Source organism: Streptomyces sp. NPDC046909, assembly GCF_040644695.1.
GTDB lineage: Bacteria > Actinomycetota > Actinomycetes > Streptomycetales > Streptomycetaceae > Streptomyces.
The window spans coordinates 22,112-47,215 of record NZ_JBEYXC010000030.1; the positions used below are offsets into that span (position 1 = coordinate 22,112).

At 70.6% G+C, this 25,104-nt stretch carries 18 protein-coding genes; 5 read left to right on the plus strand and 13 right to left on the minus strand.

What is annotated here, in order from left to right; all coding sequences use genetic code 11:
- Positions 1-91 precede the first annotated feature (91 nt).
- The gene (locus tag ABZ928_RS50930; protein ID WP_361536212.1) at positions 92-757 is read left to right on the plus strand and encodes an HAD hydrolase-like protein; all 666 of its coding nucleotides are present in this window, start codon (positions 92-94) and stop codon (positions 755-757) included.
- 90 nt (positions 758-847) lie between these two features.
- Here the strand turns inward: ABZ928_RS50930 and ABZ928_RS50935 are convergent, their stop codons facing one another.
- Positions 848-1,414 (minus strand): DJ-1/PfpI family protein, encoded by a 567-nt coding sequence (locus tag ABZ928_RS50935; protein ID WP_361536214.1) that lies wholly within the window; start codon positions 1,412-1,414, stop codon positions 848-850.
- Between the two features lie 547 nt (positions 1,415-1,961).
- Here ABZ928_RS50935 and ABZ928_RS50940 point away from each other — a divergent pair.
- Together ABZ928_RS50940 and ABZ928_RS50945 are read left to right on the plus strand one after the other, a co-directional pair.
- Positions 1,962-6,893 carry an NAD-glutamate dehydrogenase gene (locus tag ABZ928_RS50940; RefSeq protein WP_361536216.1) on the plus strand — a complete coding sequence of 1,644 codons (4,932 nt, stop codon included), beginning with the start codon at positions 1,962-1,964 and terminating at the stop codon, positions 6,891-6,893.
- Between the two features lie 113 nt (positions 6,894-7,006).
- The gene (locus ABZ928_RS50945; RefSeq protein ID WP_361536218.1) at positions 7,007-7,435 is read left to right on the plus strand and encodes a GtrA family protein; all 429 of its coding nucleotides are present in this window, start codon (positions 7,007-7,009) and stop codon (positions 7,433-7,435) included.
- On the opposite strand, the gene ABZ928_RS50950 is transcribed toward ABZ928_RS50945, so the two are convergent.
- The gene (locus ABZ928_RS50950) at positions 7,432-8,256 is read right to left on the minus strand and encodes an ABC transporter ATP-binding protein (protein WP_361536220.1); all 825 of its coding nucleotides are present in this window, start codon (positions 8,254-8,256) and stop codon (positions 7,432-7,434) included. The two genes, ABZ928_RS50945 and ABZ928_RS50950, sit on opposite strands and share 4 nt — an antisense overlap.
- Positions 8,249-9,169 carry an ABC transporter permease gene (locus ABZ928_RS50955; RefSeq protein WP_361536222.1) on the minus strand — a complete coding sequence of 307 codons (921 nt, stop codon included), beginning with the start codon at positions 9,167-9,169 and terminating at the stop codon, positions 8,249-8,251. The genes ABZ928_RS50950 and ABZ928_RS50955 overlap by 8 nt, the downstream gene beginning before the upstream one ends.
- Before the next feature lie 245 nt (positions 9,170-9,414).
- On the opposite strand from ABZ928_RS50955, the gene ABZ928_RS50960 reads away from it, so the two are divergent.
- Positions 9,415-10,041, plus strand: a complete 627-nt coding sequence (locus tag ABZ928_RS50960) for a TetR/AcrR family transcriptional regulator (protein ID WP_361536224.1) — start codon at positions 9,415-9,417, stop codon at positions 10,039-10,041.
- 85 nt (positions 10,042-10,126) lie between these two features.
- Here the strand turns inward: ABZ928_RS50960 and ABZ928_RS50965 are convergent, their stop codons facing one another.
- The 4 genes from ABZ928_RS50965 to ABZ928_RS50980 all read right to left on the minus strand — a co-directional run bounded on the left by ABZ928_RS50965 (position 10,127) and on the right by ABZ928_RS50980 (position 13,715).
- Entirely contained in the window at positions 10,127-11,089 is a 963-nt protein-coding gene (locus ABZ928_RS50965; protein WP_361536226.1) for an ADP-ribosylglycohydrolase family protein, read from the minus strand.
- Between the two features lie 168 nt (positions 11,090-11,257).
- Entirely contained in the window at positions 11,258-12,238 is a 981-nt protein-coding gene (galE, locus tag ABZ928_RS50970; protein ID WP_361536228.1) for a UDP-glucose 4-epimerase GalE, read from the minus strand.
- Between the two features lie 35 nt (positions 12,239-12,273).
- Positions 12,274-13,080 carry a glycosyltransferase family A protein gene (locus ABZ928_RS50975; RefSeq protein WP_361536230.1) on the minus strand — a complete coding sequence of 269 codons (807 nt, stop codon included), beginning with the start codon at positions 13,078-13,080 and terminating at the stop codon, positions 12,274-12,276.
- 170 nt (positions 13,081-13,250) lie between these two features.
- Positions 13,251-13,715 (minus strand): MarR family transcriptional regulator, encoded by a 465-nt coding sequence (locus tag ABZ928_RS50980; protein ID WP_361536232.1) that lies wholly within the window; start codon positions 13,713-13,715, stop codon positions 13,251-13,253.
- A gap of 157 nt (positions 13,716-13,872) precedes the next feature.
- Between ABZ928_RS50980 and ABZ928_RS50985 the strand changes: the two genes are divergently transcribed.
- The gene (locus tag ABZ928_RS50985; RefSeq protein WP_361536234.1) at positions 13,873-14,286 is read left to right on the plus strand and encodes an organic hydroperoxide resistance protein; all 414 of its coding nucleotides are present in this window, start codon (positions 13,873-13,875) and stop codon (positions 14,284-14,286) included.
- Here ABZ928_RS50985 and ABZ928_RS50990 read toward each other — a convergent pair.
- From ABZ928_RS50990 to ABZ928_RS51015, 6 genes are all read right to left on the minus strand, one after another.
- Positions 14,276-16,564 carry a bifunctional glycosyltransferase family 2 protein/CDP-glycerol:glycerophosphate glycerophosphotransferase gene (locus ABZ928_RS50990; RefSeq protein WP_361536236.1) on the minus strand — a complete coding sequence of 763 codons (2,289 nt, stop codon included), beginning with the start codon at positions 16,562-16,564 and terminating at the stop codon, positions 14,276-14,278. The genes ABZ928_RS50985 and ABZ928_RS50990 overlap by 11 nt on opposite strands.
- 1 nt (position 16,565) lies before the next feature.
- Positions 16,566-18,728 (minus strand): CDP-glycerol glycerophosphotransferase family protein, encoded by a 2,163-nt coding sequence (locus ABZ928_RS50995; protein ID WP_361536238.1) that lies wholly within the window; start codon positions 18,726-18,728, stop codon positions 16,566-16,568.
- A 120-nt stretch (positions 18,729-18,848) separates the two neighbouring features.
- Positions 18,849-21,116 (minus strand): bifunctional glycosyltransferase family 2 protein/CDP-glycerol:glycerophosphate glycerophosphotransferase, encoded by a 2,268-nt coding sequence (locus ABZ928_RS51000; RefSeq protein ID WP_361536240.1) that lies wholly within the window; start codon positions 21,114-21,116, stop codon positions 18,849-18,851.
- Between the two features lie 168 nt (positions 21,117-21,284).
- Positions 21,285-22,166 (minus strand): carbohydrate ABC transporter permease, encoded by an 882-nt coding sequence (locus ABZ928_RS51005; protein ID WP_361536242.1) that lies wholly within the window; start codon positions 22,164-22,166, stop codon positions 21,285-21,287.
- Positions 22,163-23,515, minus strand: coding sequence for a sugar ABC transporter permease (locus tag ABZ928_RS51010; RefSeq protein ID WP_361536244.1), 1,353 nt, complete (start codon positions 23,513-23,515; stop codon positions 22,163-22,165). Before ABZ928_RS51010 ends, ABZ928_RS51005 begins: the two co-directional genes overlap by 4 nt.
- Positions 23,516-23,520: 5 nt before the next feature.
- A complete protein-coding gene (locus ABZ928_RS51015) occupies positions 23,521-24,855 on the minus strand; it encodes an ABC transporter substrate-binding protein (protein WP_361536246.1) in 1,335 nt (444 codons plus the stop codon).
- Between the last annotated feature and the right edge of the window lie 249 nt (positions 24,856-25,104).

Genomic DNA, 25,104 nt, shown 5'->3' on the forward strand with positions numbered 1-25,104 from the left:
TCCTGTCGGCTACCTGGCTGCCGGCTGGCGTTCCCTGCCTGGCTGACCTGCGGGTCTCTTGATTGTCAGTGGGGGCGGGTACGTTTTTGGCATGGGGAAGCACACGGACGCGCACATTGTCTGGGACTGGAACGGCACCCTGTTCCATGACAATGACGCGATCATCGGGGCGACGAACGCGGCGTTCGCCGAGCTGGGGCTGGAGCCGATCACGCTGGAGCGGTACCGGGCGCTGTACTGCGTGCCGGTGCCGAAGTTCTACGAGCGGTTGATGGGGCGGCTGCCCACCGAGGCGGAGTGGCTCGTCATGGACGAGACGTTCCACCGGTACTACACCGAGCACCGGGTGGGGTGCGGGCTCACGGTCGGTGCGGCCGAGCTGCTCGCCGGGTGGCGGTCGGCGGGGCGTAGTCAGTCGATCCTCAGCATGTACGGGCATGAGGACCTTGTGCCGTTGGTGCGGGGGTTCGGGATCGAGGCGCACTTCATACGTGTCGACGGGCGGACCGGGCCCTCGGGGGGCAGTAAGGCGGAGCACATGGCCCGTCATCTCGCGGCGCTGGTCGGGGTGGATCCGGCTCGGACCGTGGTGATCGGGGACGCGGCCGATGACGCGGTGGCGGCGCGGCATGTGGGGGCCCGGGCTGTGCTGTACACGGGGGGTTCGCACAGTCGGGCCAGCCTGGAGGAGGCCGGGGTGCCTGTGGTGGACACCTTGGCCGAGGCGGTGGTGGAGGCGGAGCGGCTGGCGGCGTAGCCGCTGGGCTGGGTCGCGCAGGCTCAGCCGACGGTGCTCAGGGGCGCGGGGAACTGCGCGACCAGCCCCCACCCGGCCGCAGTCGAAGGACTACGTCACGGGCGCCTTCGCCCGCAGGATCGTCAAGAACTCCCGCATCCACCGCGAATGGTCCGGCCACGCCCGTGACGACACCAGCGTGCCGTCCACCACCGCCTCGGCGTCCTGGAAGGTGGCCCCCGCGGCCTGCATGTCGAGTTCCAGGGCGGGGTACGCCGTGACGCGGCGGCCGCGCAGGCCGTCGATGGCGGCGGTGAGCAGAGGGCCGTGGCAGATCTGGGCGACCGGCTTGTCCGCGTCGAAGAAGGACTTGAGGATCTTGCGGAGTTCGGGGTCGTTGCGCAGGTACTCGGGGGCGCGGCCGCCGGGGATGACGAGGGCGGCGTACTGGCCGGGGTCGACCTCGGCGAAGGCGAGATCCGCGGGCCAGGTGTAGCCGGGCTTCTCGGTGTAGGTGTCGAAGCCGGGTTCGAAGTCGTGGACCACGAACCGGAGCGTCTTGCGGGCGGGGGCCGCGATGTGGACGTCGTAGCCCTCCTCACGGAGGCGCTGGTAGGGGTACAGGACCTCCAGTGACTCTGCCGCGTCGCCGGTGACGATCAGGATTTTGGCTGTCATGTCGGCAACGTGCCTCCGCGGGGCGGCCTTGCCAAGGGGTGCGGTCGGCATTGGACCCCGAGGGTTGTCGAATTCGCAGCACGGAGCCGCACGGCATCGCACGGCACTCCCGCCCTCGGCCCTGTGCAGAACGTCAAATTTCACCCCCCGGTTTTGTACACATACGGCTCATGACGGGCCCCCTGTAAGGAGCGATAGCCTTGTGGCGTGATCAGCGCGATAGCTCGCGGGGGCACTGTTGCCCCTGCCCTGCGCCCGGAGAGCACGGACGACATCCGTGACCGGGCGGCGGTCGCTGGTCTTCGCGGGCGGGGCGAGGCCCTGAGGGCCGCCAGGACGCCGAGCACACCCCGGGTCGAAGCGCGGCAGAGAGCAGCGTCACACCCGTCGGGGGCGTCGAGAATGGCTGATAACCCCCCGCTCATCTCACCTTGCGGCATAGCGTCGGAACAGACCGGACACCCCGCGTTACGGCGTCACGTCACAGGGGAAGAGACCGTACTTCCTTCTACGTCACGCAACGGCGCGCGACAGGAGCCAGAGGACAATGCAGACCAAGCTGGACGAAGCCAAGGCCGAGCTGCTCGAGAGGGCCGCCCGGGTAGCTGAGAACAGCCCGGTCGGGGGGCACCTACCGACTGGGACGACGGATGAGAGCACCCCGGACCGGGAGACCGTGCTCGCGTTCCTCCAGCGCTACTACCTGCACACCGCCCCGGAGGACCTCGCCGGCCGCGACCCGGTCGACGTCTTCGGAGCCGCGCTCTCGCACTACCGGCTGGCCGAGAACCGGCCACAGGGCACGGCCAGCGTGCGGGTCCTCACGCCCACCGTCGAGGAGAACGGCTGGGCGTGCAGTCACTCGATCGTCGAGGTCGTCACCGACGACATGCCCTTCCTCGTCGACTCGGTCACCAATGAGCTGACCCGGCAGGGGCGTGGCATCCACGTCGTCATCCATCCGCAGGTCGTGGTCCGCCGGGACCTCACCGGCAAGCTCATCGAGGTGCTCGCCCAGCGCCCCAGCGGCGAGCTGCCGCACGACGCGCACACCGAGTCCTGGATCCACGTAGAGATCGACCGGGAGACCGACCGCGCCGACCTGAAGCAGATCACCGCCGATCTGCTGCGCGTCCTGTCGGACGTCCGGGAGGCCGTCGAGGACTGGGAGAAGATGCGGGACGCGGCGCTGCGCATGGCCGAGGAGCTGCCCGCCGAGCCCATCGCCTCCGATCTGCGCGAGCAGGAGGTCGAGGAGGCCCGTGAGCTGCTGCGCTGGCTGGCCGCCGACCACTTCACCTTCCTCGGCTACCGCGAGTACCAGCTCCGCGAGGACGACTCCCTCGCCGCCGTGCCGGGCACCGGCCTCGGCATCCTGCGCTCCGACCCGCAGCACGCCGAGGACGAGAGCCACCCCGTCAGCCCGTCCTTCGAGCGGCTGCCCGCGGACGCCCGCGCCAAGGCGCGCGAGCACAAGCTGCTGGTGCTGACCAAGGCCAACAGCCGGGCGACCGTGCACCGGCCGTCGTACCTCGACTACATCGGCGTGAAGAAGTTCGACGCCGCGGGCAATGTCGTCGGTGAGCGCCGCTTCCTCGGGCTGTTCTCCTCGGCCGCCTACACCGAGTCCGTCCGCCGGGTCCCCGTCATCCGCCGCAAGGTCGACGAGGTCCTCCAGCGCGCCGGGTTCTCGCCCAACAGCCACGACGGGCGCGACCTGCTCCAGATCCTGGAGACGTACCCGCGCGACGAGCTCTTCCAGACCCCGCCCGACGAGCTCCAGTCCATCGTCACCAGCGTGCTGTACCTCCAGGAGCGCCGGCGGCTGCGGCTCTACCTGCGGCAGGACGAGTACGGGCGCTACTACTCCGCCCTCGTCTACCTGCCCCGCGACCGGTACACCACCGGCGTACGGCTGCGGATCATCGACATCCTCAAGGAGGAACTCGGCGGCACCAGCGTCGACTTCACCGCCTGGAACACCGAGTCGATCCTCTCCCGGCTGCACTTCGTGGTCCGCGTCCCGCAGGGCACCGAGCTGCCGGAGCTCAGCGACGCCGACAAGGAGCGCATCGAGGCCCGGCTCGTCGAGGCCGCCCGCTCCTGGGCCGACGGTTTCGCCGAGGCGCTCACCGCCGAGCTCGGCGAGGAGCGCGCCGCCGAACTGCTGCGCCGGTACGGCAACGCCTTCCCGGAGGGCTACAAGGCCGACCACACCCCGCGCGCGGCCGTCGCCGACCTCGTCCACCTGGAGAAGCTCAGCGAGGAGAACAACTTCGCGCTGAGCCTGTACGAGCCGGTCGGCGCCGCCCCCGAGGAGCGCCGCTTCAAGATCTACCGCAAGGGTGACTCCATCACCCTGTCCGCCGTGCTGCCGGTCCTCAACCGGCTCGGCGTCGAGGTCATGGACGAGCGGCCGTACGAACTGCGCTGCTCGGACCGGAGCGTGGCCTGGATCTACGACTTCGGGCTGCGCATGCCCCAGTCGCAGAACGGCGCCGGGGACTATCTCGGTGACGACGGCCGTGAGCGCTTCCAGGAGGCCTTCGCCGCCACCTGGACCGGGCACGCGGAGAACGACGGCTTCAACGCCCTCGTGCTCAGCGCCGGCCTGAACTGGCGGCAGGCGATGGTGCTGCGCGCGTACGCCAAGTACCTGCGGCAGGCGGGCTCCACGTTCTCGCAGGACTACATGGAGGACACCCTCCGCAACAACGTCCACACCACCCGGCTGCTCGTCTCCCTGTTCGAGGCCCGGATGTCCCCGGACCGCCAGCGCGCCGGGCACGAGATCGTGGACGCCCTCCTCGAAGAGGTCGACGCGGCTCTCGACCAGGTCGCCAGCCTCGACGAGGACCGGATCCTCAGGTCCTTCCTGACCGTCATCAAGGCCACCCTGCGCACGAACTTCTTCCAGGAGGCGCTCGGCGGCAAGCCGCACGACTACGTGTCCATGAAGTTCGACCCGCAGGCCATCCCGGACCTCCCCGCGCCGCGCCCGGCGTACGAGATCTGGGTCTACTCGCCGCGTGTCGAAGGCGTGCACCTGCGCTTCGGGAAGGTCGCGCGCGGTGGTCTGCGCTGGTCCGACCGGCGGGAGGACTTCCGCACCGAGATCCTCGGTCTGGTCAAGGCGCAGATGGTGAAGAACACCGTCATCGTGCCGGTCGGCGCCAAGGGCGGCTTCGTCGCCAAGCAGCTGCCCGACCCGGGCGTGGACCGGGACGCGTGGCTGGCCGAGGGCATCGCCAGCTACAAGACGTTCATCTCGGCGCTCCTCGACATCACCGACAACATGGTGGCCGGCGAGGTCGTGCCGCCCGCCGACGTCGTACGCCACGACGAGGACGACACCTACCTGGTGGTCGCGGCCGACAAGGGCACGGCGACGTTCTCGGACATCGCCAACGGGGTGGCCGAGTCGTACAACTTCTGGCTCGGTGACGCCTTCGCCTCCGGTGGTTCGGCCGGTTACGACCACAAGGGCATGGGCATCACCGCGCGCGGCGCGTGGGAGTCCGTGAAGCGGCACTTCCAGGAGCTGGGCGTCAACACGCAGGCCGAGGACTTCACGGTCGTCGGCATCGGTGACATGTCCGGTGACGTGTTCGGCAACGGCATGCTGCTCAGCGAGCACATCCGCCTGGTCGCCGCCTTCGACCACCGGCACATCTTCATCGACCCGAACCCCGTCGCGGAGACGTCGTACGCCGAGCGCCGCCGCATCTTCGAGCTGCCGCGCTCCAGTTGGGCGGACTACGACTCCGAGCTGATCTCGGCCGGTGGCGGGGTGTACCCGCGCAGCGCCAAGGCCATCCCGGTCAACGCGCACATCCGCGAGGCCCTCGGGATCGAGGGCAAGGTGTCCAAGATGACGCCGGCCGACCTGATGAAGGCCATCCTCCAGGCGCCGGTGGACCTGCTGTGGAACGGCGGCATCGGCACGTACGTCAAGGCCTCGACCGAGACCCACGCGGACGTCGGCGACAAGGCCAACGACCCGATCCGCGTCGACGGCGCCGACCTCAGGGTCAAGGTCGTCGGCGAGGGCGGCAACCTGGGGCTGACCCAGCTCGGCCGGATCGAGTTCGCCCTGGGCGGCGGCAAGATCAACACCGATGCCATCGACAACAGCGCGGGCGTGGACACCTCCGACCACGAGGTGAACATCAAGATCCTGCTCAACGGGCTGGTCACCGAAGGCGACATGACGGTCAAGCAGCGCAACAAGCTGCTCGCCGAGATGACCGACGAGGTCGGCCATCTGGTGCTGCGCAACAACTACGCGCAGAACACCGCGATCGCCAACGCCCTCGCCCAGTCCAAGGACATGCTCCACGCCCAGCAGCGCTTCATGCGCCACCTGGTCCGCGAGGGCCACCTCGACCGGGCCCTGGAGTTCCTGCCCACCGACCGTCAGATCCGCGAACGCCTGGGCGCCGCACAGGGCCTGACCGGCCCGGAGACGGCCGTCCTCCTGGCGTACACGAAGATCACGGTCTCCGACGAGCTGCTGCACACCTCGCTCCCGGACGACCCGTATCTGCGCGGGCTGCTGCACGCGTACTTCCCGAGCGCGCTGCGCGAGAAGTTCGCCGAGCACATCGACGGCCACCCGCTGCGCCGCGAGATCACCACGACCGTGCTCGTCAACGACACGGTCAACACGGGCGGTACGACCTACCTCCACCGTCTGCGCGAGGAGACCGGCGCCTCCCTGGAGGAGATCGTCCGGGCGCAGACCGCGGCCCGCGCGATCTTCCGCTCCAACGTGGTGTGGGACGGGGTCGAGGCGCTCGACAACCAGGTCGAGGCCGCCGTACAGACCCGGATCCGGCTGCACTCCCGCCGACTTGTCGAGCGCGGTACGCGCTGGCTGCTCAACAACCGGCCGCAGCCGCTGCAACTCGCCGAGACCGTCGAGTTCTTCGCCGAGCGGGTCGAGCAGGTGTGGTCGCAGCTGCCGAAGCTGCTGCGCGGCGCGGACCTCGAGTGGTACCAGCGGATCTACGACGAGCTCACCGGCGCCGGCGTCCCGGACGAACTCGCCACGCGTGTGGCCGGGTTCTCCTCCGCCTTCCCGACGCTCGACATCGTCTCGGTGGCCGACCGCATGGGCAAGGAGCCGCTGGATGTCGCCGAGGTCTACTACGACCTCGCCGACCGCCTGCGGATCACCCAGCTCATGGACCGCATCATCGAGCTGCCCCGCGCCGACCGCTGGCAGTCCATGGCCCGCGCCTCCATCCGCGAGGACCTCTACGCCGCCCACTCGGGCCTGACCGCCGACGTCCTCGCGGTCGGCAACGGCACCTCCACTCCCGAGCAGCGCTTCAAGGCCTGGGAGGAGAAGAACGCCGCGATCCTGGGCCGCGCGCGCTCGACCCTGGAGGAGATCCAGAGCTCGGAGGCCTTCGACCTCGCCAACCTGTCGGTGGCGATGCGGACGATGCGCACGCTGCTGCGCACGCATTCGTAGGCTGTACGACGAGAAGGGCGCCCCGAGCCGCGATGGCTCGGGGCGCCCTTTTCTTGGCCTGCTTTAGGCAAAGGTGAGCAGCGGACTTACCGTTCCGGGCTATGCCTTGTGCCGTGACTTTGAACCTGGTCGAGGAGCGTGTCAGCATCCGCGAAGTGGTGCAGTTCGGTGTCGTCGGCGGCAGCGGTGTCGTGGTGAATTTCGCCGTCTTCAATGTGCTGCTGCACGGCCTCGCATGGCGGGCCATGGTGGCGACGGCGCTCGCCAGCCTCGTCGCCATGGGCACGAATTACCTTGGCTTCCGCTTTTTCGCCTACCGGGACCGGGACGCGCGCAGCCACCAGCAGATCGTGCTGTTCTTCACCTTCAGCGCGATCGGCGTGGCCATGGAGAGCGGCCTCTTCTACGTCGGCTATCACGGCCTCGGCCTTCACGGTCCGTTGGAGTCGAATGCCGTGAAGGCCGTGTCGATCGTGCTGGCGTCCGCCTTCCGGTTCCTGGTCTATCGGACGTGGGTGTTCCAGCCCGAGGCGCTGGGCTAGACGGCGACCTTGGGCTTGGGCTTCGGCTTGGCCGTCTTGTCGCCGGTGAAGGCCTCGTACTCCTTCAGGACGTCCTCCGTCGGGCCGTCCATGCGCAGTTCGCCGCGCTCCAGCCACAGCACCCGGTCGCAGGTGTCGCGGATCGACTTGTTGTTGTGGCTGACGAGGAAGACCGTGCCGGCGTGCTTGCGCAGCTCGCGGATGCGTTGTTCGGAGCGCTTCTGGAAGGAGCGGTCGCCGGTGGCGAGGGCCTCGTCGATGAGGAGGACGTCGTGGTCCTTGGCGGCGGCGATGGAGAAGCGGAGGCGGGCGCCCATGCCGGAGGAGTACGTGCGCATGGGCAGGGTGATGAAGTCGCCCTTCTCGTTGATGCCGGAGAAGTCGACGATCTCCTGGTAGCGCTCCTTGACCTGCTCGCGGGACATGCCCATGGCGAGGCCGCCGAGGTAGACATTGCGCTCGCCGGTCAGGTCGCCCATCAGGGCCGCGTTCACGCCGAGGAGGGAGGGCTGCCCGTCGGTGTAGATGGCGCCGCTCTCCACGGGGAGCAGGCCCGCGACGGCCTTCAGCAGCGTCGACTTGCCGGAGCCGTTGGTGCCGATGAGGCCGATCGCCTCGCCCTTGTAGGCGACGAACGACACCTTCTTCACGGCGTGCACCTTGCGCACGCCCGATGCCTTCTCGGTCTTCTCGCGGCGCAGGATGCGGTTGAGGGCGGCGGTCGCGGAGCCCTTGCCGGCGCCGGTGCCGTGGACGCGGTAGACGATGTCGACGCTGTCCGCGATGACGGTGGGGGCGTTCCCGTTGATGTTCTCAGCCACGGCCGTACGTCTCCTCAGCCTTCCAGAAGTAGATGAAGCCGCCGACTCCGGCGAGCAGGGCCCAGCCCGTCGCGATCAGCCACACATGGGCCGGCAGCTGGCTCGCGTGGAAGCTGTCGATCAGCGCGAAGCGCATCAGGTCGATGTAGATCGCGGCCGGGTTGGCCTGGAGGACGGGGACCACCCACGACGGCCAGTCGTGGTGCTTGCTCGCGAGGTTCTCGATGCTCCACATGACGCCCGAGACGTACATCCAGGTGCGCAGGACGAACGGCATCAGCTGCGCGATGTCCGGGGTCTTGGCGCCGAGCCGGGCCATGACCATCGAGACGCCGGCGTTGAAGACGAACTGCAGGGCCAGCGCCGGGACCGCCAGCACCCAGGACACCGCCACCGGCACCCCGAAGCAGAGCAGGATCACGACCAGGGCGCACATGGAGAACAGCAGCTGCTGGAGCTGCTGGAGGCAGAAGGAGATCGGCAGCGCGGCCCGCGGGAAGTGCAGGGCCCGCACCAGGCCGAGGTTGCCGGAGATCGCGCGGGTGCCCGCCAGGATCGAGCTCTGTGTGAACGTCCAGATGAACACGCCCGTCACCAGGAACGGGACGTAGTCCGGCACGCCCTTCTTGGTGCCCAGCAGCACACCGAAGATGAGGAAGTACACCGCCGCGTTCAGCAGCGGGTTCATCACCTGCCACAGCTGGCCGAGCTTCGCCTGGCTGTACTGGGCGGTGAGCTTGGCGGTCGAGAACGCGGTGATGAAGTGGCGCCGGGCCCACAGCTGGCGGATGTACTCGGGCAGGGTCGGGCGGGCACCGCTGACCGAGAGGCCGTGACGGGCGGCGAGGGCCGCGAGGTCGTCCTCGGCCGGGGGTGCCGGTGCTGAGGGCGGTGTGTGGAGGACCTGGCTCACATCCGCTGCTTTCACTTGGGGGGTGTGGGGAGTCCGACGCCCGGCGTTTCCTTACGCTTCTCTTCACGTTCTCTTACGTCGGGACGGGACCGTATCGTCGCAACGTGAGCGTAGGCCGAGTCGACGTCGGAACGCAACCGTTTCGTCGTGACGAGGTGCGCCGGGACGTGACTGTTTCGTCGTGACGTCGTGACCTCTCGCGTCGCGACGGGACCGTTTCGTCGTAACGCCCTATGCTGGTCCGCATGACGACGAACGCCGACGAGCCGCAGACCCGTCCGCGCCGCCGCGCCCCCGCCGGAGCCGCCGTGCTCCGGGAGGATGTGACGGAAGCCATCCGCGCCGCCGTCTTCGAGGAACTCGCGGCCGTCGGCTACGCGCGGATGTCCATCGAGGGGATCGCGCGCCGCGCGGGCGTCGGCAAGACCGCGGTCTACCGCCGCTGGCGCTCCAAACTGCACCTCGTCCTCGACGTGGTCTCGGCGCTCGCCGTACAGGGCCTGCCCGCCCCGGACACCGGCGCGCTCCAGAGCGACCTGCGGCTCCTGTACGAGGTCACCTCCCGCGCGCTGCGCCACCCCGTCGCCTCCCAGATCCTCCCGGACCTCCAGGCCGAGGCGGCCCGCAACCCCGAGATCGCCGAGGCGGTCCAGAAGGCGCTGCGGGACGGGCAGGAGGGCGTCGCCAGCAAGATCCTCGTGGCGGCGGAACAGCGGGGCGAGGTGCGCGCGGGCCTCGACGACGAGCTGGCGCTCGACCTGATCTCCGGGCCGCTGTACTGGCGCTCGGTGATCATCCGCAGCCCGAAGCTGCCGAAGGGATATCTGGACGCGCTGGCCCGGGGGACGGCCGCGGCGCTCAAGGCGTTGTAGCGGGGCGGGGCGGGACGGGGCGGTGTGGAGGGGCCGCGGCTCAGGGGTGTTGCGGCTCAGGGGTGTTGCGGCTCAGAGGTGTTGCTCAGAGCGTGCCGCTCCCGCGCTTGTCCCGGCCGCCGCACAGGCCCCGGGTGAGATCCGTCAACTCCGCCGTGCGCAGCACCCGTCCGCCGAAGCCCGGCAGCGGGACGTGGAGGGCCTCGGTCCAGCGCCCGGGGATCGCGCTCAGCCCGTACACGGCCCCCGCGAGGGCGCCGGTCACCGCGGCGACGGTGTCCGTGTCGCCGCCGAGGTCGATGGCGGCGCGTACGGCTTCCTCGTACGAGGAGGTGGTGCGCAGCGCCCAGACCGCCGAGCCGAGGCAGGGCCAGACGGCACCGTTGAACTCCGTGGCCTGGTCGGGGTGCCAGGCGGGGGACAGGACGGTGGAGTAGCGGGCGCGGTGGTCCGGGTGGACGGCCGTGAGGGTGTCGGGGACGGCGGTGAGCGGGTCGGCACCCGTGAGGGCGACGCGGATCAGCTCGTGGAGGATCGCGGTGCCTTCCCAGGCCGCGCGGTCGCCGTGGGTGAGGGCGGAGAGGCGGCGGGCGGCGTCCATGGTGGCGTGGCGTCCGGCGGGGGCGAAGTGGACCGCCGACGGGGCCGCCCGCATCAACGCGCCGTTCCCCGCGGCCCGTTGGTTCGTCTGGAAGTGGAGTGCGGCGGCCAGGTCCCAGGCGTCGCCGCTGGTCAGCACCGCCTCCGTCTGGAGGCCGATGTCCTTGGGATCGGCGGCCGCCCAGCGCTGGAACCGGCGGAAGACGTCCGGCAGTTCGAGCCCGCCGCACTCCAGCAGCGACTCCGCGACCAGCACGGCCATCTGCGTGTCGTCGGTCGCCTCGCCCGGGTCCCAGCCGCCGCCTCCGCACATCTCGCCGCCGTGTCCGGGGCGCGGGAAGCGGGCGGAGAAGGCGCCCTCGGGGCCGAACTCGAAGGGGGCGCCCAGGGCGTCGCCGGTGGCGGAGCCTATGACGGTGCCGAGGGCGCGGTCGAGGGAGTCGGTCATCGGGGCGGAGTAGTTCGGGGTGGAGCAGAGCGCGGCGGAATAGAGCCGGGTGGAATAGAGCGGGGCGGGGGCGGGGCGGAGTAATCAGCCCTCGCCCGAGGCGCCCTGGGCGCGAGCCGCCCCCGGACGCAGGCGCCCCAGTCCTCGGCCCCGACCCTCGCCCCCGCCCTATGCGCGCGCCGCCCCCGGATGCAGTCGTACCCACCCCTCCCAGGCCGACGTGATCATGTCCTGCACATCGTGCTTGGCCTTCCAGCCCAGTTCCGTGGCGATGCGTTCGGCGGAGGCGACCACGCGGGCCGGGTCGCCGGGGCGGCGCGGGGTGACGGTCGGGGGGCGGTCGTAGCCGGTGACGGCGTTGATGCGGTCGATCATCTCGCGGACGGAGACGCCTTCGCCGCGGCCGATGTTGAGGGTCAGGTCGCGGCCGGGGGAGGTCAGGAGGGCGCGGGCGGCCGCCACATGGGCCTCGGCGAGGTCGACGACGTGGATGTAGTCGCGGACGCAGGTGCCGTCGGGGGTGGCGTAGTCGTCGCCGAAGATGCGTGGGGGCGCGTTCTCCGTCAGCTTCTCGAAGACCATGGGGATCAGGTTGAAGACGCCGGTGTCGGCGAGGTCGGGGCCGGCCGCGCCCGCCACGTTGAAGTAGCGCAGGGACGCCGTCGACAGGCCCGTCGCCCGGCCGGTCGCGCGGACCAGCCACTCGCCGGCCAGCTTCGTCTCGCCGTACGGCGACATGGGCAGGCACGGCGTCTCCTCCGTGACCAGCTCCACGTCGGGCATGCCGTACACCGCGGCCGAGGACGAGAAGACGAAGGCGCCGACACCGGCCTCGGTCACCTGTTCCAGCAGGACGCGCAGGCCCTCGACGTTCTCCCGGTAGTAGTGCAGGGGCAGTTCGACGGACTCGCCCACCTGCTTCTTCGCCGCCAGATGCACCACCCCGGTGACGGCGTGGTCCGTCAGGGCGCGGGCCACGCGCTCGCCGTCCAGCGTGGAGCCGACCACGAGCGGCACCCCGTCCGGCACCCGCTCGGCGATCCCGGTCGACAGGTCGTCGTACACCACCGCGTGCTCGCCCGCCTCGGTCATCGCCCGTACGACGTGCGCCCCGATGTAACCGGCGCCGCCGGTGATCAGCCAGGTCATGTGCGGCCGTCCCCTTCTTGTGGTGTGCGCTGGTATCAGTGAATCAGGCGACGCAGTCCGCCGAGGACAGCATCGACGACTCCCCGTGAGCGCGAGGTCGCGAACGGTGGTGTCCGCGCGGGCCGGCCCGAGCGCACCGTCTCCGCGAGCTCCGTCCGTCCGGCGGCCAGCAGGATGTCGTACGCCAGCCGGTACGCCTCCGCGAGCGCCGGCGCGTCGGGGACCGGCGGGGCGTGCGGCACGTACACCCGCTTCGGTACGAACGTGACGCGCGGGCCCGCCGCCAGCACGCGCGCGTGGAAGACGACCTCGCCGTGGGCGAAGCGGCCCTCCGGGAAGCGGATGCCGTGTTCGTGCAGGAAGCCGGTGCGGTAGAGCTTGTTGCCGCACGCGGTGTCGTGCGCCCAGAGCGGGCGCTGCGCGGGGCGCGCACACAACCCGCTCACGACGTCCACGCGCGCGCCGGGCGGCAGCGCCTCCAGCCCGCCTGCCGGCAGCGCCCCCACCGCCCCCGGCAACAGCGCGTCCACCGCCCCTGGCAGCAGCGCGTCGCCGCCGTCCAGGAACATCACGTACGGCGATGTCACCCGGTCGAGAGCGGTGTTGCGCGGGCTGCCCCGGCCGCCGCTGTGCACCCGGCGGCGGAGCACGCGTACGCGTGGGTCGCGGGAACCGAGGCGGTTCAGGAGTTCCGCGCCGCCGTCCGTCGAGCCGTCGTCGACGACGAGGACCTCGCGGACGGCGGCGCCCTGGGTGAGTGCGGAGCGCACGGTGGACGTCACGCGCGGGGCGTCGTCGTGGCCGGTCACGACGACGCAGACCTGGGGGGCGTGAAGGGGCATGGAGGGGGCGCGTTCCGGGATCGTAGGGGCGGGCGCGCCGGACGCTCACCGGGGGGCGTGCGGCGCTCGATCCGGAAGATGATCCGAAGGGGCTCCGGGTTCACTGACCGGTGCACTGGCCAGTGCCCGCCCCCGACGTCACTTCACTGCCACCTCACTTCACTGCCACCTCACTTCTCTTCCAGCTGCGCCGCGTCCAGAGCCGTCGTCAGCTCGTCCAGCCGGGCCCGCAGCTCCCGGATCTCGTCGACGTCGAAGGTGGTCGCCGCGGCGATCCGGCGCGGTACCTCCAGCGCGCGCTCGCGCAGCGCGACGCCGTCCTCGGTGAGCCGGACCTCCACGGAGCGTTCGTCGCGGGTGCTGCGTTCGCGGCGGACCAGGCCGGCCGTCTCCAGGCGCTTGAGCAGCGGGGAGAGGGTGCCGGAGTCGAGACGCAGGTGCTCGCCTAGCTTCTTGACGGGCAGGTCGCCGTGCTCCCACAGCACCAGCATCACCAGGTACTGCGGATACGTGAGCCCGAGGTCCTTCAGGATCACGCGGTAGACGCCGCCGAAGGCGCGCGAGGCGGCGTTCAGGGAGAAGCAGATCTGCTGGTCGAGGCGGAGCCAGTCGGTGGTGGGCGAAGGCGTGGTCATGTCTCCAGGGTAGCTCTTGTTCGCCATTTAGTTGTGCACAACTTAATTGTGTGCTCTACTTGTGGTCGTGAGACGGCCCGGACGGGAACCGCCGGAAACGGAGGGGGACCGATGGGCCGGCCGCCCCCGTCATGACTCCTGAGAGGGATGGAACCCCATGGACGCGCTCTACACCGCTGTCGCCACCGCCACCCACGGCCGCGACGGTCGCGCCGTCAGCAACGACGGCCAGATCGACCTCCAGCTGGCCCCGCCGGCCGCGCTGGGCGGCAACGGTCAGGGCACCAACCCGGAGCAGCTCTTCGCCGCCGGTTACGCCGCCTGCTTCGGCAGCGCCCTCGGTCTCGTCGGCCGCCAGGCCAAGGTCGACGTCACCGACGCCGCCGTCACCGCCGAGGTCTCCATAGGCAAGCAGGGCGAGGGCTTCGGTCTCGCCGTCACCCTCCGCGTCGAGCTCCCCGACACCGTCGACGAGGCCACCGGCCGCAAGCTCGTCGAGACCGCCCACCAGGTCTGCCCCTACTCCAACGCCACCCGCGGCAACATCGAGGTCGACCTCGTCATCGAGTAGTCCCCGGCGCCGGAACCGACACCGGCCCCGCCCCGGCGGCGTGGCGGTCGGACGCGAGCACCACCTCGCCACGTCCGACATGCCCCGCCGCCCACTCGTACGTCGACGTCGTCGACGCCCCGCCATACGGCAGCAGTCCCTCGCCCAGCATCAGATGCCGTACGACCCTCTCGGCCGCGCGCCCGTCGTCGTACCCCGTGAATCGGGACCGGAAGACGGACCGCAGCCGCGCCGACTCCTCGTCCCGCCAGGCACCCGAGGCGAAGACGCGGGCCAACTCGGCGTCCGTGCAGGTGACATGGCCCGGCGGCTCGGCCGTGACGTCGAAGGTCGTGCCCCGGCTCGCCTTGTACGTCTCCCAGTCGTAGGCGTGGACGACGATCGGACGGTCCAGGAGGGCGTAGTCGAACATCAGGGACGAGTAGTCGGTGATCAGGGCGTCCGAGGCGAGCAGCAGGTCCTCCACGCACGGTTCGTCGGTGACGTCGAGGAAGACGCCCTGGCGGGCCAAGTCGCCGTAGAGCAGGCCGCGTTCGTGGCGGCGGGCGAGGGCGGGGTGGAGGCGCACGGCCAGCGTGAAACCGTTCCCCAAGCCGCTGGCCAGGTGCGCCAGGTCGGTCGAGGGGGCCCAACCGCCCTGCCGGTGATCCCGGTTGGTGGGTGCGTAGAGGACGAGACGGGAGTCCTCCGCGATGCCCAGTCGCTGCCGGACGGCCGCGCGGCGGGCCGGGTCCGGGGCGGCGAGGCAGTCGTTGCGCGGGCTGCCCGTCGGCAGGGAAGTGAAGCGGCAGGGGTAGACGCGCTGCCAGGTCAGTTCCGAGTGGCGGTTGGCGGCGATGCTGTAGTCCCAGCGGTCGGCGCGGCGCAGCATCGCGGTCACGCTCCAGCCGCGCCGCGCGCCCGGGTACGGGAGCAGGTCCGTGCCCATGGACTTCAGGGGCGTGCCCTGGTGGGTGTGGATGTGTACGGCGCCCTCGCGCTTGACGAGCTCATTGGCCCAATTGGCGTTGTTCACCAGGTACTTCGCGCGAGCCGTCAGCTTCCGGTAGGCGCGGCTGCCCGGCCGCACGTGCTCGACACCCGCCGGGACCGTGTGTTCGGCGTCCGCCCCCACCACCCACACCCCCCGGATGTGCGGGGCGAGTTCGCGGGCCTTGTGGTAGATCGCGGCGGGGTCGCCCTGGACGCCCCGGTGGGAAAAGGCGCTGTACAGCGCCAAGTTGGGGTCGAGGCGTGGGCGGGGCGCAAGGCGGCGCAGCACCCGCAGCACGATCCTCCGCAGCCCGCGCAGCCACTGGCGCTGCTTCTTCCGTAGTCGGCCGAGGGCCGGCGCGGTCACCCGGGAGAGCCGGTAGAGGGCGTACGGGCCCCTCAGCAGCGCGTATCCCAGGCGCGGGGCGCCTGTTGGGCGGTGGCGGCGCAGATCGCGGCGGGCCCGGGTGTGGAACTCGCGGCGCGCGGAGGGCGGTACGCGGTCCGGCTGCCGGATGATGAACCAGTAGTGGTCGGCCATGTGGTCGTACAGGAAGCGCCGCCACCTCTCCAGCTCCGGCCGCTCGGCGAGGAAGCGGAACAGCCGCTCGTAGGTGGCGAAGACGGCGAAGTGGTCCCGGCTGGGGGTGCGCAGCGCGCTGCCCTGGCGGCGCTGGCGGTAGTACACGCAGACCCGGTCGAGCAGGGTGATCGTGCGGGCCGTCCAGAGGGTCTCGTAGACGACCACGGCGTCCTCGTAGAACCCGGTGGGGAAGGCGAAGCCGCCCGCGCGGAAGAAGTCGAGACGGTACGCCTTGTTCCAGACGACCGTGAACAGGTCGAGGAGTTCCGGGCGTTCGGCGATCGTGAAGACGTCCGGGCCCGGCTCGGTGAACAGGTGGGCGTCGCGGTTGCGTTTCACGCCGCCCTGCCAGTGGGCGCGGGCGTAGTCGAAGAGGACGACGTCCGGGGCGCCGGTGGCGTCGACGCGGGCGGCGATCGCGGCGAGGGCGCCCGGCGTGTAGCTGTCGTCGCCGTCGAGGAACAGGAGGTACTCGCCCCGGGCCAGGGAGACTCCGTGGTTGCGGCAGGGGCCGACGCCGGCGTTCTCCGGCAGGTGCACGGCCCGCACGCGGTCGTCGCGGGCCGCGAACTCGTCCAGGATCAGTCCGCTGCCGTCCGGGGAGCGGTCGTCGACCACGATGACCTCGAAGTCGCCGTAGGACTGGGCCAGTACGGACTCCAGGCACTCGCGCAGGTAGCCCTGCACCTTGTGGACGGGCACGACGATGCTGAAGCGGGGCATGTCACCTTCCGGGAAGACAGCGGGAGACCGACGGTGCGGGGGTGCGCTCCTGGAGCGGGATCAGCGGCGGGAGTTCGGCCTCGGACTGGCCGAGCAGGACCCGGCGTACGACGCGCTCGGCGGCGTGACCGTCGTCGAACTGGCAGAACCGCTCCCGGAACCGGCCGCGCAGCTCGGCGGCGCGGGCGTCGGCCCAGCTGCCGTCGGTGAACAGGCGCAGCAACTCCTCGCGGGTGCGGGAGACATGGCCGGGGGCCTCGGTCATGAGGTCGAAGTAGACGCCACGGGTGTCCCGGTAGACGTCCCAGTCGTCGGCGTGGATCACGATCGGGCGGTCGAGGTTGGCGTAGTCGAACATGATGGACGAGTAGTCGGTGATCAGCGCGTCCGAGGCCAGGCACACGTCCTCGGTCTCGCGCAGGGACGTCACATCGATCAACCGGCCCGCCTCGACAGCCGACTTGAGGGCCGGGCTGCCGTCCAGGAAGTAGTGCGCGCGCAGCAGGACCACGAACCCCGGGTCCAGGCCCGCGCAGAAGCCCGCCAGGTCGAACTGGTCGGCCAGGTCCCGGGGATAATCGCGGTACGTCGGCGCGTACAGCAGCGCGATCCGGTCCTCGGGGATGCCGAGCCGCGCACGGATCTCCGCCACCTCCGCCGAACTCGCGGTGAAGTAGCGGTCGTTGCGCGGATAGCCGTACTCCAGATGCTCGAAGGGGCTCGGATACGCCCGCGACCAGACCTCCGTGGAGTGCCGGTTGGAGGAGAGGGAGTAGTCCCAGCGGTCCACGCGCCGCATCAGCGTGCCGAAGTTCCCGGTGGCCGCCGCGACGGCCCGGTACTCGACCTGGTCCACGCCCATCCGCTTGAGCGGGGTGCCGTGGTGGGTCTGGACGTGGACGGTGCCGGGGCGTTTGCGCACCGCCGTCTCGAAGTTGACGTTGTTGAAGGTGTACTTCGCGCGGGCCATCACCTGCCAGTAGCGAGGCGTGCCGATGACGACGCTGTCCACGTCCGCCGGCATGTGCGCCAGTTCCTTCTCCTGCACCAGGAACACCGGCCTGATGTGCGGGGCGAGTTCACGGGCCTTGGCGTGGATCGCGGCCGGGTTGCAGGCATAGCCGCGACCCCAGTACGCGGCGAACACGGCGAGGTTCTCGTCCAGCGGGCGCCGCAGCGCGCGGGCGTACAGGCCCCGACGGCGCCGCCACGCCCGTACCGCCCGGGCCAGCCGCGGACGAGCCGCCGCACGCATCCATCCCGGCAGCCGGCTCGCGCCCCGCAGCACCCGGAAAGCGGTGTACGAACCCGTCGCCAGCAGCCGGAACTGCACCCCGAGACCACCGTCCGGCACCCGGAACCCGGCCGGCCGATGCCGCCGGTACAGCCTGCCCGCCCGCCGGAAGAACGCCCGCCGCCCCGACGGCACCCGCAGGGCCGACCTGAGCACCCTCACGAACAGCGCCCCGAACAACGCCCCCAACGCCTCACCCGCCAGCCCTTGTTCGGCGGCCCGCGTGAGCACCAGGTCCACCTGGCCGAGGAGTTCGAAGTGGTGCTCGCCCGGCATGCTCAGCCGGTCGCCCTGACGGCGCGCGTGATGCCGTACGACCACCGTGCGCGCGACGCCGACCCGCTCGGCCCGCAGCGCCACCAGCCCCCCGAAGCCGACGTCCGTGAAGTGGCCGTCAGGGAAGGTCAGTTGCCGCTCGCCGAGAAACGCCCGCCGGTACGCCGCACTCCACGCCGGCAACCGCACCCCGGCCGGCCGCGGCGGCCCCGCCAGGACCGCCGCCGCCGGATTCGTCGGCTCACCCACCCACCACGGCACCCGCTCGTGCTCGAAATACAGCACATCCACGTCCCCGGTCTCCACCAGCCGCGCGTCCAACGCCGCCAACGCCCCCGGCGCCAACTCGTCGTCCCCGTCCAGGAACAGCACATACGCCCCGGCAGCCACCCGAAGCCCGGCATTACGCGCCCCGGCGAGCCCGGCGGACGGCGGGGACTGCACCGGCACGACCCGAGGGTCGTCGGACGGCGACGCCTCGCAGACCGGGATCAGCTCGAAGTCCCCGAAGGACTGGGCGAGGACCGAGTCCAGCGCGAAGGGAAGCCGACCCTCCACTCCATGGGCCGGGACGATGATGCTGAAGCGGGGCATGCTGCTCTTTCTGTCGGTGCGCGGCGGGTCAACGTCCTGGACGTCCGGCCGGACGCCAGGTGTGCGGCCTGCTCGGGGTGGGCCGCGAAGGACTGGAGGGCATACGAACTCCCGGAACTCTCAAAGGGTTTCGACAACGGCAACCGGCGAAGAAGGCCGCGGCACCGAGGGAAGCGGCGCCAGATCCAGCGCCGCCGCAGCGGAGGGTACGGGACACCGCTCGGCCAGCGGCAGCACCGGCACCGGCTCCATCTCCCCGAGCACCACACGCCGTACGACCCGCTCCGCCGCGCGCCCGTCGTCGTACGGGCAGAACCGCTCGCGGAACGCCGACCGCAGCTGGGTGGAACGGGAGCCCCGCCAGTGCCCGGTGGCGAAGATGTCGGTGAGTTCGTCCTCGCTGCGCGCGACCGCGCCAGGAGGGAAGGCGCGGAGGTCGAAGTAGGTGCCGCGGGCGGCCTCGTACGCCGCGTGGTCGTCGTCGGTGGCGTGGATCACGATCGGCCGGTCGAGGTTGGCGTAGTCGAACATCAGGGACGAGTAGTCGGTGACCAGGGCGTCCGAGGCGAGGCAGAGGGACTCGACGCTCGGGTGGCCGGTGACGTCGATGATCCGGCCGGTGCTCGTCGCGAGGGGGCCGCCGTGGAAGTAGTGGGCACGGGCCAGGACGACGAAGCGGGGGCCCAGGCGGCGCAGGACGCGGTCGAGGTCGAGGGTGGGGCGCTGGGTGCGGCGGTAGTCGCGGTGGGTCGGGGCGTAGAGGATCGCGACCGAGCCCTCCGGGATGCCGAGGGACTCGCGCAGCCGGTGCACGTCCTGCGAAGTCGCCCGCTGGAAACGGTCGTTGCGGGGATAGCCGTAGGGGAGGGTCGTGTACGTGCCCGGGTAGACGCGCTCCCAGGTCAGTGTGGTGTGGCGGTTGGGGGAGAGGACGTAGTCCCACTTGTCGACGCCGTCGAGGAGCGCCGCGAAGTCCATGTCACGGGCGGCCGCCGGGCGTTCCTGGAGGTCCAGGCCCATGTGCTTGAGGGGCGTGCCGTGCTGGGTCTGGACGAAGACCTGGCCGGGGCGCTTGACCAGGCGGCGGTCGAAGTTGACGTTGTTGACGAGGTACTTGGAGCGGGCCAGCGCCGTCCAGTAGGCGGCCGTGCCGGGGCGCAGCCGGCGGGTGCCGGTCGGGATCGTGTGCTGGTGCTCGGCGGTGGCGATCCACGCCGTGCGGATGTGCGGCGCGTAGGTGCGGAACGCCTCTTCCAGGGCGCCCGGGTTGCAGCTGTGGCCGCGGTTCCAGTAGGCGGCGAAGACGGCACGGTCCTCGCGCAGGGGGAGGCGGAGCTGGATGCGGTAGTGGAGTTGGAGGGCCGCGGCGCGCAGGGCGCGGGCGAGCCGGGACGCCACCGTTCCGGTGCGGTGGCCCAGTCGCTGCGCCGACTCCAGGACGCGGTAGGTGCGGTGCAGGCTGAGCCGGACCAGGGAGTGGCGGAAACGGGAGCGGAGCGGGACCGGGTGGCCGGGGGAGCGGTGGCGCAGGTAGTCGGCGCGGGCGCGGCGCAGGAACTCGGCGCGGGTGCCGTGCGGCAGCCGGTCGCGCTTGGTGAACACCGTCGAGAAGTGGTCCACCATGCGGCGGAACAACACCGGCCGCCACTGGGCGAGTTCAGGGCGCGCGTCGACGTACGCGAAGACCCGGTCGTACTGGTCGAAGACGTCGAAGTGGCGGCGGCTGCTGGTGCGGAGGATGTTGCCCTGGCGGCGCTGGCGGTAGTGCACGCACACCCGGTCCAGGGTCGCCACCGTCTCCGCCGCCATCAGCACGGGGTACGACCACGGGGTGTCCTCGTAGAAGCCGGGCGGGAAGCTGAGGCCCTCGCGCTCGACGAACTCCCTGCGGTGCGCCTTGTTCCAGGCGACCATGAGCACGCGCAGCAGGCCCGGGCGGTCCTCCAGGCGGAACGGGGCCGGGCCCTGCTCGGTGAGCTGGGCGGCGAGGGCGTTGCGGACGGCCTCGCCGGACCAGTGGGTGACGGCGAAGTCGTACACCAGGACGTCCGGCTCCCCGGTCTCCTTCAGCCGGTCGGCGATCGCCTCCACCGCGCCCGGCGTGAGGGTGTCGTCCCCGTCGAGGAACAGCAGATAGTCACCGGTCGCCACGGCCATCCCCGCGTTGCGCGCCGGGCCGGGACCCTGGCTCTCGGCCAGCCGCACCGGCCGCACCCGCGCGTCCCGCGCCGCGAACTCGCCGATGATCTCGCCGCACGCGTCCGGCGAGCCGTCGTCGACGACGATCAGCTCCAGATCCGGACACGACTGCGACAGCACTGATTCCAGGCACTCGTGCAGATACGCCTGAACCTTGTATGCGGGGACGATGACACTGAACCTGGGCAAGGCACATCCAAGAGTCGGCGCGGGCGTTCGGCCCGGGAACGGCCGGTGCGCCGACTTGGTTACGTCGCTTGCGGCATACGGGGGATTCCGGGTGAACGCGGGTGAACGCGAAAGGGGCCGGCCGGTTCCGGTCGGCCCCTCATCACGCCAATCCGCGTACCGCAGGGGCTATTTGACCGCCCCCGCCATCACCCCGGACACGAACTGCCGCTGGAACGCGAAGAACACGAGCAGCGGGATCACCATCGAGATGAAGGCGCCGGTCGCCAGGATCTCGATGTTGCTGCTGAACTGGCGTACCTGCTGCTGAAGGGCGACCGTCAGGGGCTGGGAGTCGGCGTTGGTGAACACCAGGGCCACCAGCATGTCGTTCCACACCCACAGGAACTGGAAGATGCCCAGCGAGGCCAGGGCCGGTGCGGCCAGGGGGAGGACCACCGTCGCGAACAGGCGGGCCTCGCCAGCGCCGTCCAGGCGGGCCGCCTCCAGGAGTTCACGGGGGATCTCCGCGAAGAAGTTCCGCAGCAGGAAGATCGCGAACGGGAGTCCGAACGCGACGTGGAAGAGGACCGCGGCGATGATGTCGCCGAAGATCCCGATCTCCCGGAAGAGGACGGTGAGCGGGATCAGCGCCACCTGTACCGGCACCACGAGCAGCCCCACCACGACCATGAACCATCCGTCGCGGCCCTTGAAGTCCATCCACGCGAAGGCGTATCCGGCCATCGCGCCGATGAGCACCACCAGCAGGGTCGAGGGGACCGTGATCCAGACGGTGTTGAAGAGGGAGTCGGTGATCGCCTCGTTCTTCAGGAGCGTCTCGTAGCTGTTCGCCGTGAGCTGGCCGGGCGCGGTGAACACCTTCCACCAGCCGGACGCGGCGATGTCCGTCGGGGCGCGGAACGACGACACCAGCAGTCCGAAGGACGGCACCAGCCAGATCAGCGCCACGACGATCAGAAAGATCCGCAGCGCGCCTCCGGCCGCCCCGCTCGCCACCCGCGAGGCCAGGGAGCGCTTGGCACGCACGGTCGTGTCGAGAGTGGTCACCGTTCACGCTCCTTCCGCAGCCGACGGAGGTTCACCCACATCACCGGTACGACGAGCAGCAGCAGGATGACGCCGATCGCACTGCCGATGCCGTAACTCGCGCCACCGCCGAAGGACGACTGGAACAGCTGGAGCGCCAGCACGTTCGCGTCGTCCATGGTGGGCTGCGGGGCGATGATGAAGACCAGGTCGAAGATCTTCATCACGTTGATCATCAGGGTGACGAGGACGACGACCAGGACCGGCGCCAGCATCGGCACCGTGATCCTTCTGAACACCTGCCACTCGTTGGCGCCGTCGACCCGGGCCGCCTCCAGGAGGTTGCGGTCCACGCCCGCGAGTCCGGCCGCGATCAGGATCATCGCGAACCCCGCCCACATCCAGACGTAGGCCCCGATGATGGACGGCGTGACCAGCGTCGGGCCGAGCCAGTCGATGCCGTTGTAGGGCGCCGCGAAGTTCGAGCCCGGCAGCCGGAGTTGGGCCCCGTCTGCCTCGCCGGGGAGGTTGAAGGTGCCGTCGGCGCCGCTCGTCGTCGAGGCGACGACCTTGCCGTCCTTCACCGCCTCGATCTTCACGCCCTCCAGCGCCTTCTCACCCGGGTCGATCTGCCCCTTCGTGCCGCCGCCGCCCAGCTTGAAGTCCAGCCAGACGGTGCCGGTGACCCCGTCGCCGGTGGCCGCCTTCGCGTTCTCGGGGCTGCCGGGGAGCTTGTTGGGCGCGATGCCGACCAGCGGGAGCAGGGCCGGGGTGCCCGACTGCACCGTGCCGGTCGAGGTGAACGAGCCGCCGCCCGAGGCCTTCAGATCGCTCACCGCCGCGTTCGGCCGGGCCTTCGGATAGACCGAGGAGTCCACGAACGTGTCGTGCACACTCGTCACCACCGCGTTGGCGACGCCCTGGTCCGGGTCCGCCGAGTACACCAGCCGGAAGATGATGCCCGCGGCCAGCATGGAGATCGCCATCGGCATGAAGACGATCAGCTTGAACGCCGTGCCCCAGCGCACCCGTTCGGTCAGCACCGCGAAGATCAGACCGAGCGCGGTGACCACGGCCGGGGCGACCGCGACCCAGATCGCGGTGTTGCGTACGGCGGTGAGGGTGGCGTCATTGCTGAAGATGTCGCCGTAGTTGTCCAGGCCGACGAAGCCGGAGCCGTCGGCGTCGTAGAGGCTGCGCCAGATCGAGTACCCGATCGGGTAGACCACGAGCGCGCCGAGCAGGATCAGTGCGGGCAGCAGGAACAGCACCGCCACCCACAGTCTGGTCCGCGTCACGCTCTTGTGCGGGGACGCGGAGGGCGTCGGCATCGCGCCGGCGCCCTCCGCCGAGTTCGCCACCGAGGCCATCGGCGTCAGCTCGCCCCGTAGGCCTTGGCCGCGTCGGCCTCCAGCTTCTGCTGGGCGCCCGCCACATCGCCCGGGTTGCTCAGGAAGTCCTGGAGGTCCTTCCACTCACCCGTGCCCTGCGTGCCGCCGAAGGCCGCCGGTGCCTGGTCGGACATGTCGAACCGGAAGTCGTCACCGGCGTCGATGAGCGCCTTGGCGATCTGCCGGGTCACCTCGTCCTTGTACGTGCTCTGGTCCATCTCCTTGTTCGGGGAGAGGATGCCGCCCTGCGCCGCCCACACCTCGGCCCCGTCGGTCGAGGCGAGGAAGGTCAGCAGCGCCTGCGCGCCCTTGCTGTCCTTCAGGGCCACGGCCACGTCACCGCCGCTGACCACAGGGGAGTCGGCGCCCACGGCCGGGAACGGGAAGACCTTGGCGTCCGTGCCCACCTTCGCCTTGGTGTCGGCGTTGATGTTCGCGGTGACGAAGTCGCCCTCGAAGACCATCGCGGCCGGGGTGTCACCGGTGAAGGCCTGGGTGACCGACTTCGGGAACTCCGTGTCCAGCGCGCCCTTGCGGCCGCCCGCGAGCAGCTCGTCCTTGCCCCACAGCTCGGCGAGCGTGGTGAGGGCCTGCTTGACGGACGGGTCCGTCCACTTGATCTTGTGCTGGGCGAGCTGGTCGTACTTCTCCGGCCCGGCCTGCGACAGATAGACGTTCTCGAACCAGTCGGTGAGCGTCCAGCCGTCCGCCCCGCCGATCGACACGGCCGGCGAACCGGCGTCGGACAGCGTCTGCGCGGTGGTGAGGAACTCCTTCCACGTCTTCGGCGTCCCGGTGATCCCGGCCGCCTCGAACGCGGCGGTGTTGTACCAGATCAGGGACTTGTTGGCGGCCTTCGCGTACACGCCGTACTGCCGGCCGTCGACCGCCCCGAGATCCCGCCACCCCTGCGAGAAGTTCTTGTCCAACTGGGCCTTCGCCTCCGCGCCGAGGGGCTTCAGCCAGTTCTTCTCCGCGAACTGCTTCAACACCCCGACCTGCGGCAGGAACGCCACGTCCGGCGGCTGGCCGCCCTCGATCTTCGCGCCGAGGAACGTGGAGGTGTTGTTCCCGGTCGGCACGAACTTGACCTTGGCGCCGGTGCGTTTGGTGAACTCGTCGAGGACTTTGGTGAAGTTCTCCTGTTCGGCTCCGGTCCAGACGGCGGCCACCTCAAGCGTCTGACCGTCCAGCTTGGGGAGCGTGACGGAGGTGCCGCCGCTCTCCGTGGCACCGCCCCCGCCCCCGCTGTCGTCATCGCCACCGCACGCGGTGAGCGAGAGGGCTCCCACGAGGAGGGCGGCGGTCGCGGTGGCCATCTGTGTCCGGTATGTGCTGCTCGTGCTGTGCATCACTGCCCCGTTCTTCGTTCGTCGTCGAACGTCGAGCGCTGTCCCGTGGGCTCTGGTCTACGCCGGGGGCATGGGGTCGGCAAGACCGCCTGCGGTGTCAACCGGGGGATCGTGACCCCGTCGTAACGGGACTCCACCGTGTTCCGAGCGGGTTTGGGCCGGTACTGGAGCAGCGAGGGCCTCGGCACTAAGCGCTCCGCTGGATGTGCGGCGACG

What these genes read in the sequence shown, in the direction of transcription:
- ABZ928_RS50975 (WP_361536230.1), bottom strand. Translation starts at nt 13,080, where the DNA reads ATGCCCCTTCACGCCCCCCAGGTCTGCGTCGTCGTGACCGGCCACGAC.
- ABZ928_RS51015 (WP_361536246.1), bottom strand. Translation starts at nt 24,855, where the DNA reads ATGGCCACCGCGACCGCCGCCCTCCTCGTGGGAGCCCTCTCGCTCACC.
- ABZ928_RS50930 (WP_361536212.1), top strand. Translation starts at nt 92, where the DNA reads ATGGGGAAGCACACGGACGCGCACATTGTCTGGGACTGGAACGGCACC.
- ABZ928_RS50965 (WP_361536226.1), bottom strand. Translation starts at nt 11,089, where the DNA reads ATGACCGACTCCCTCGACCGCGCCCTCGGCACCGTCATAGGCTCCGCC.
- ABZ928_RS50940 (WP_361536216.1), top strand. Translation starts at nt 1,962, where the DNA reads ATGCAGACCAAGCTGGACGAAGCCAAGGCCGAGCTGCTCGAGAGGGCC.
- ABZ928_RS50990 (WP_361536236.1), bottom strand. Translation starts at nt 16,564, where the DNA reads ATGCCCCGCTTCAGCATCGTCGTGCCCGTCCACAAGGTGCAGGGCTAC.
- ABZ928_RS50960 (WP_361536224.1), top strand. Translation starts at nt 9,415, where the DNA reads ATGACGACGAACGCCGACGAGCCGCAGACCCGTCCGCGCCGCCGCGCC.
- ABZ928_RS50995 (WP_361536238.1), bottom strand. Translation starts at nt 18,728, where the DNA reads ATGCCCCGCTTCAGCATCATCGTCCCGGCCCATGGAGTGGAGGGTCGG.
- galE (WP_361536228.1), bottom strand. Translation starts at nt 12,238, where the DNA reads ATGACCTGGCTGATCACCGGCGGCGCCGGTTACATCGGGGCGCACGTC.
- ABZ928_RS50985 (WP_361536234.1), top strand. Translation starts at nt 13,873, where the DNA reads ATGGACGCGCTCTACACCGCTGTCGCCACCGCCACCCACGGCCGCGAC.
- ABZ928_RS51010 (WP_361536244.1), bottom strand. Translation starts at nt 23,515, where the DNA reads ATGGCCTCGGTGGCGAACTCGGCGGAGGGCGCCGGCGCGATGCCGACG.
- ABZ928_RS50935 (WP_361536214.1), bottom strand. Translation starts at nt 1,414, where the DNA reads ATGACAGCCAAAATCCTGATCGTCACCGGCGACGCGGCAGAGTCACTG.
- ABZ928_RS50980 (WP_361536232.1), bottom strand. Translation starts at nt 13,715, where the DNA reads ATGACCACGCCTTCGCCCACCACCGACTGGCTCCGCCTCGACCAGCAG.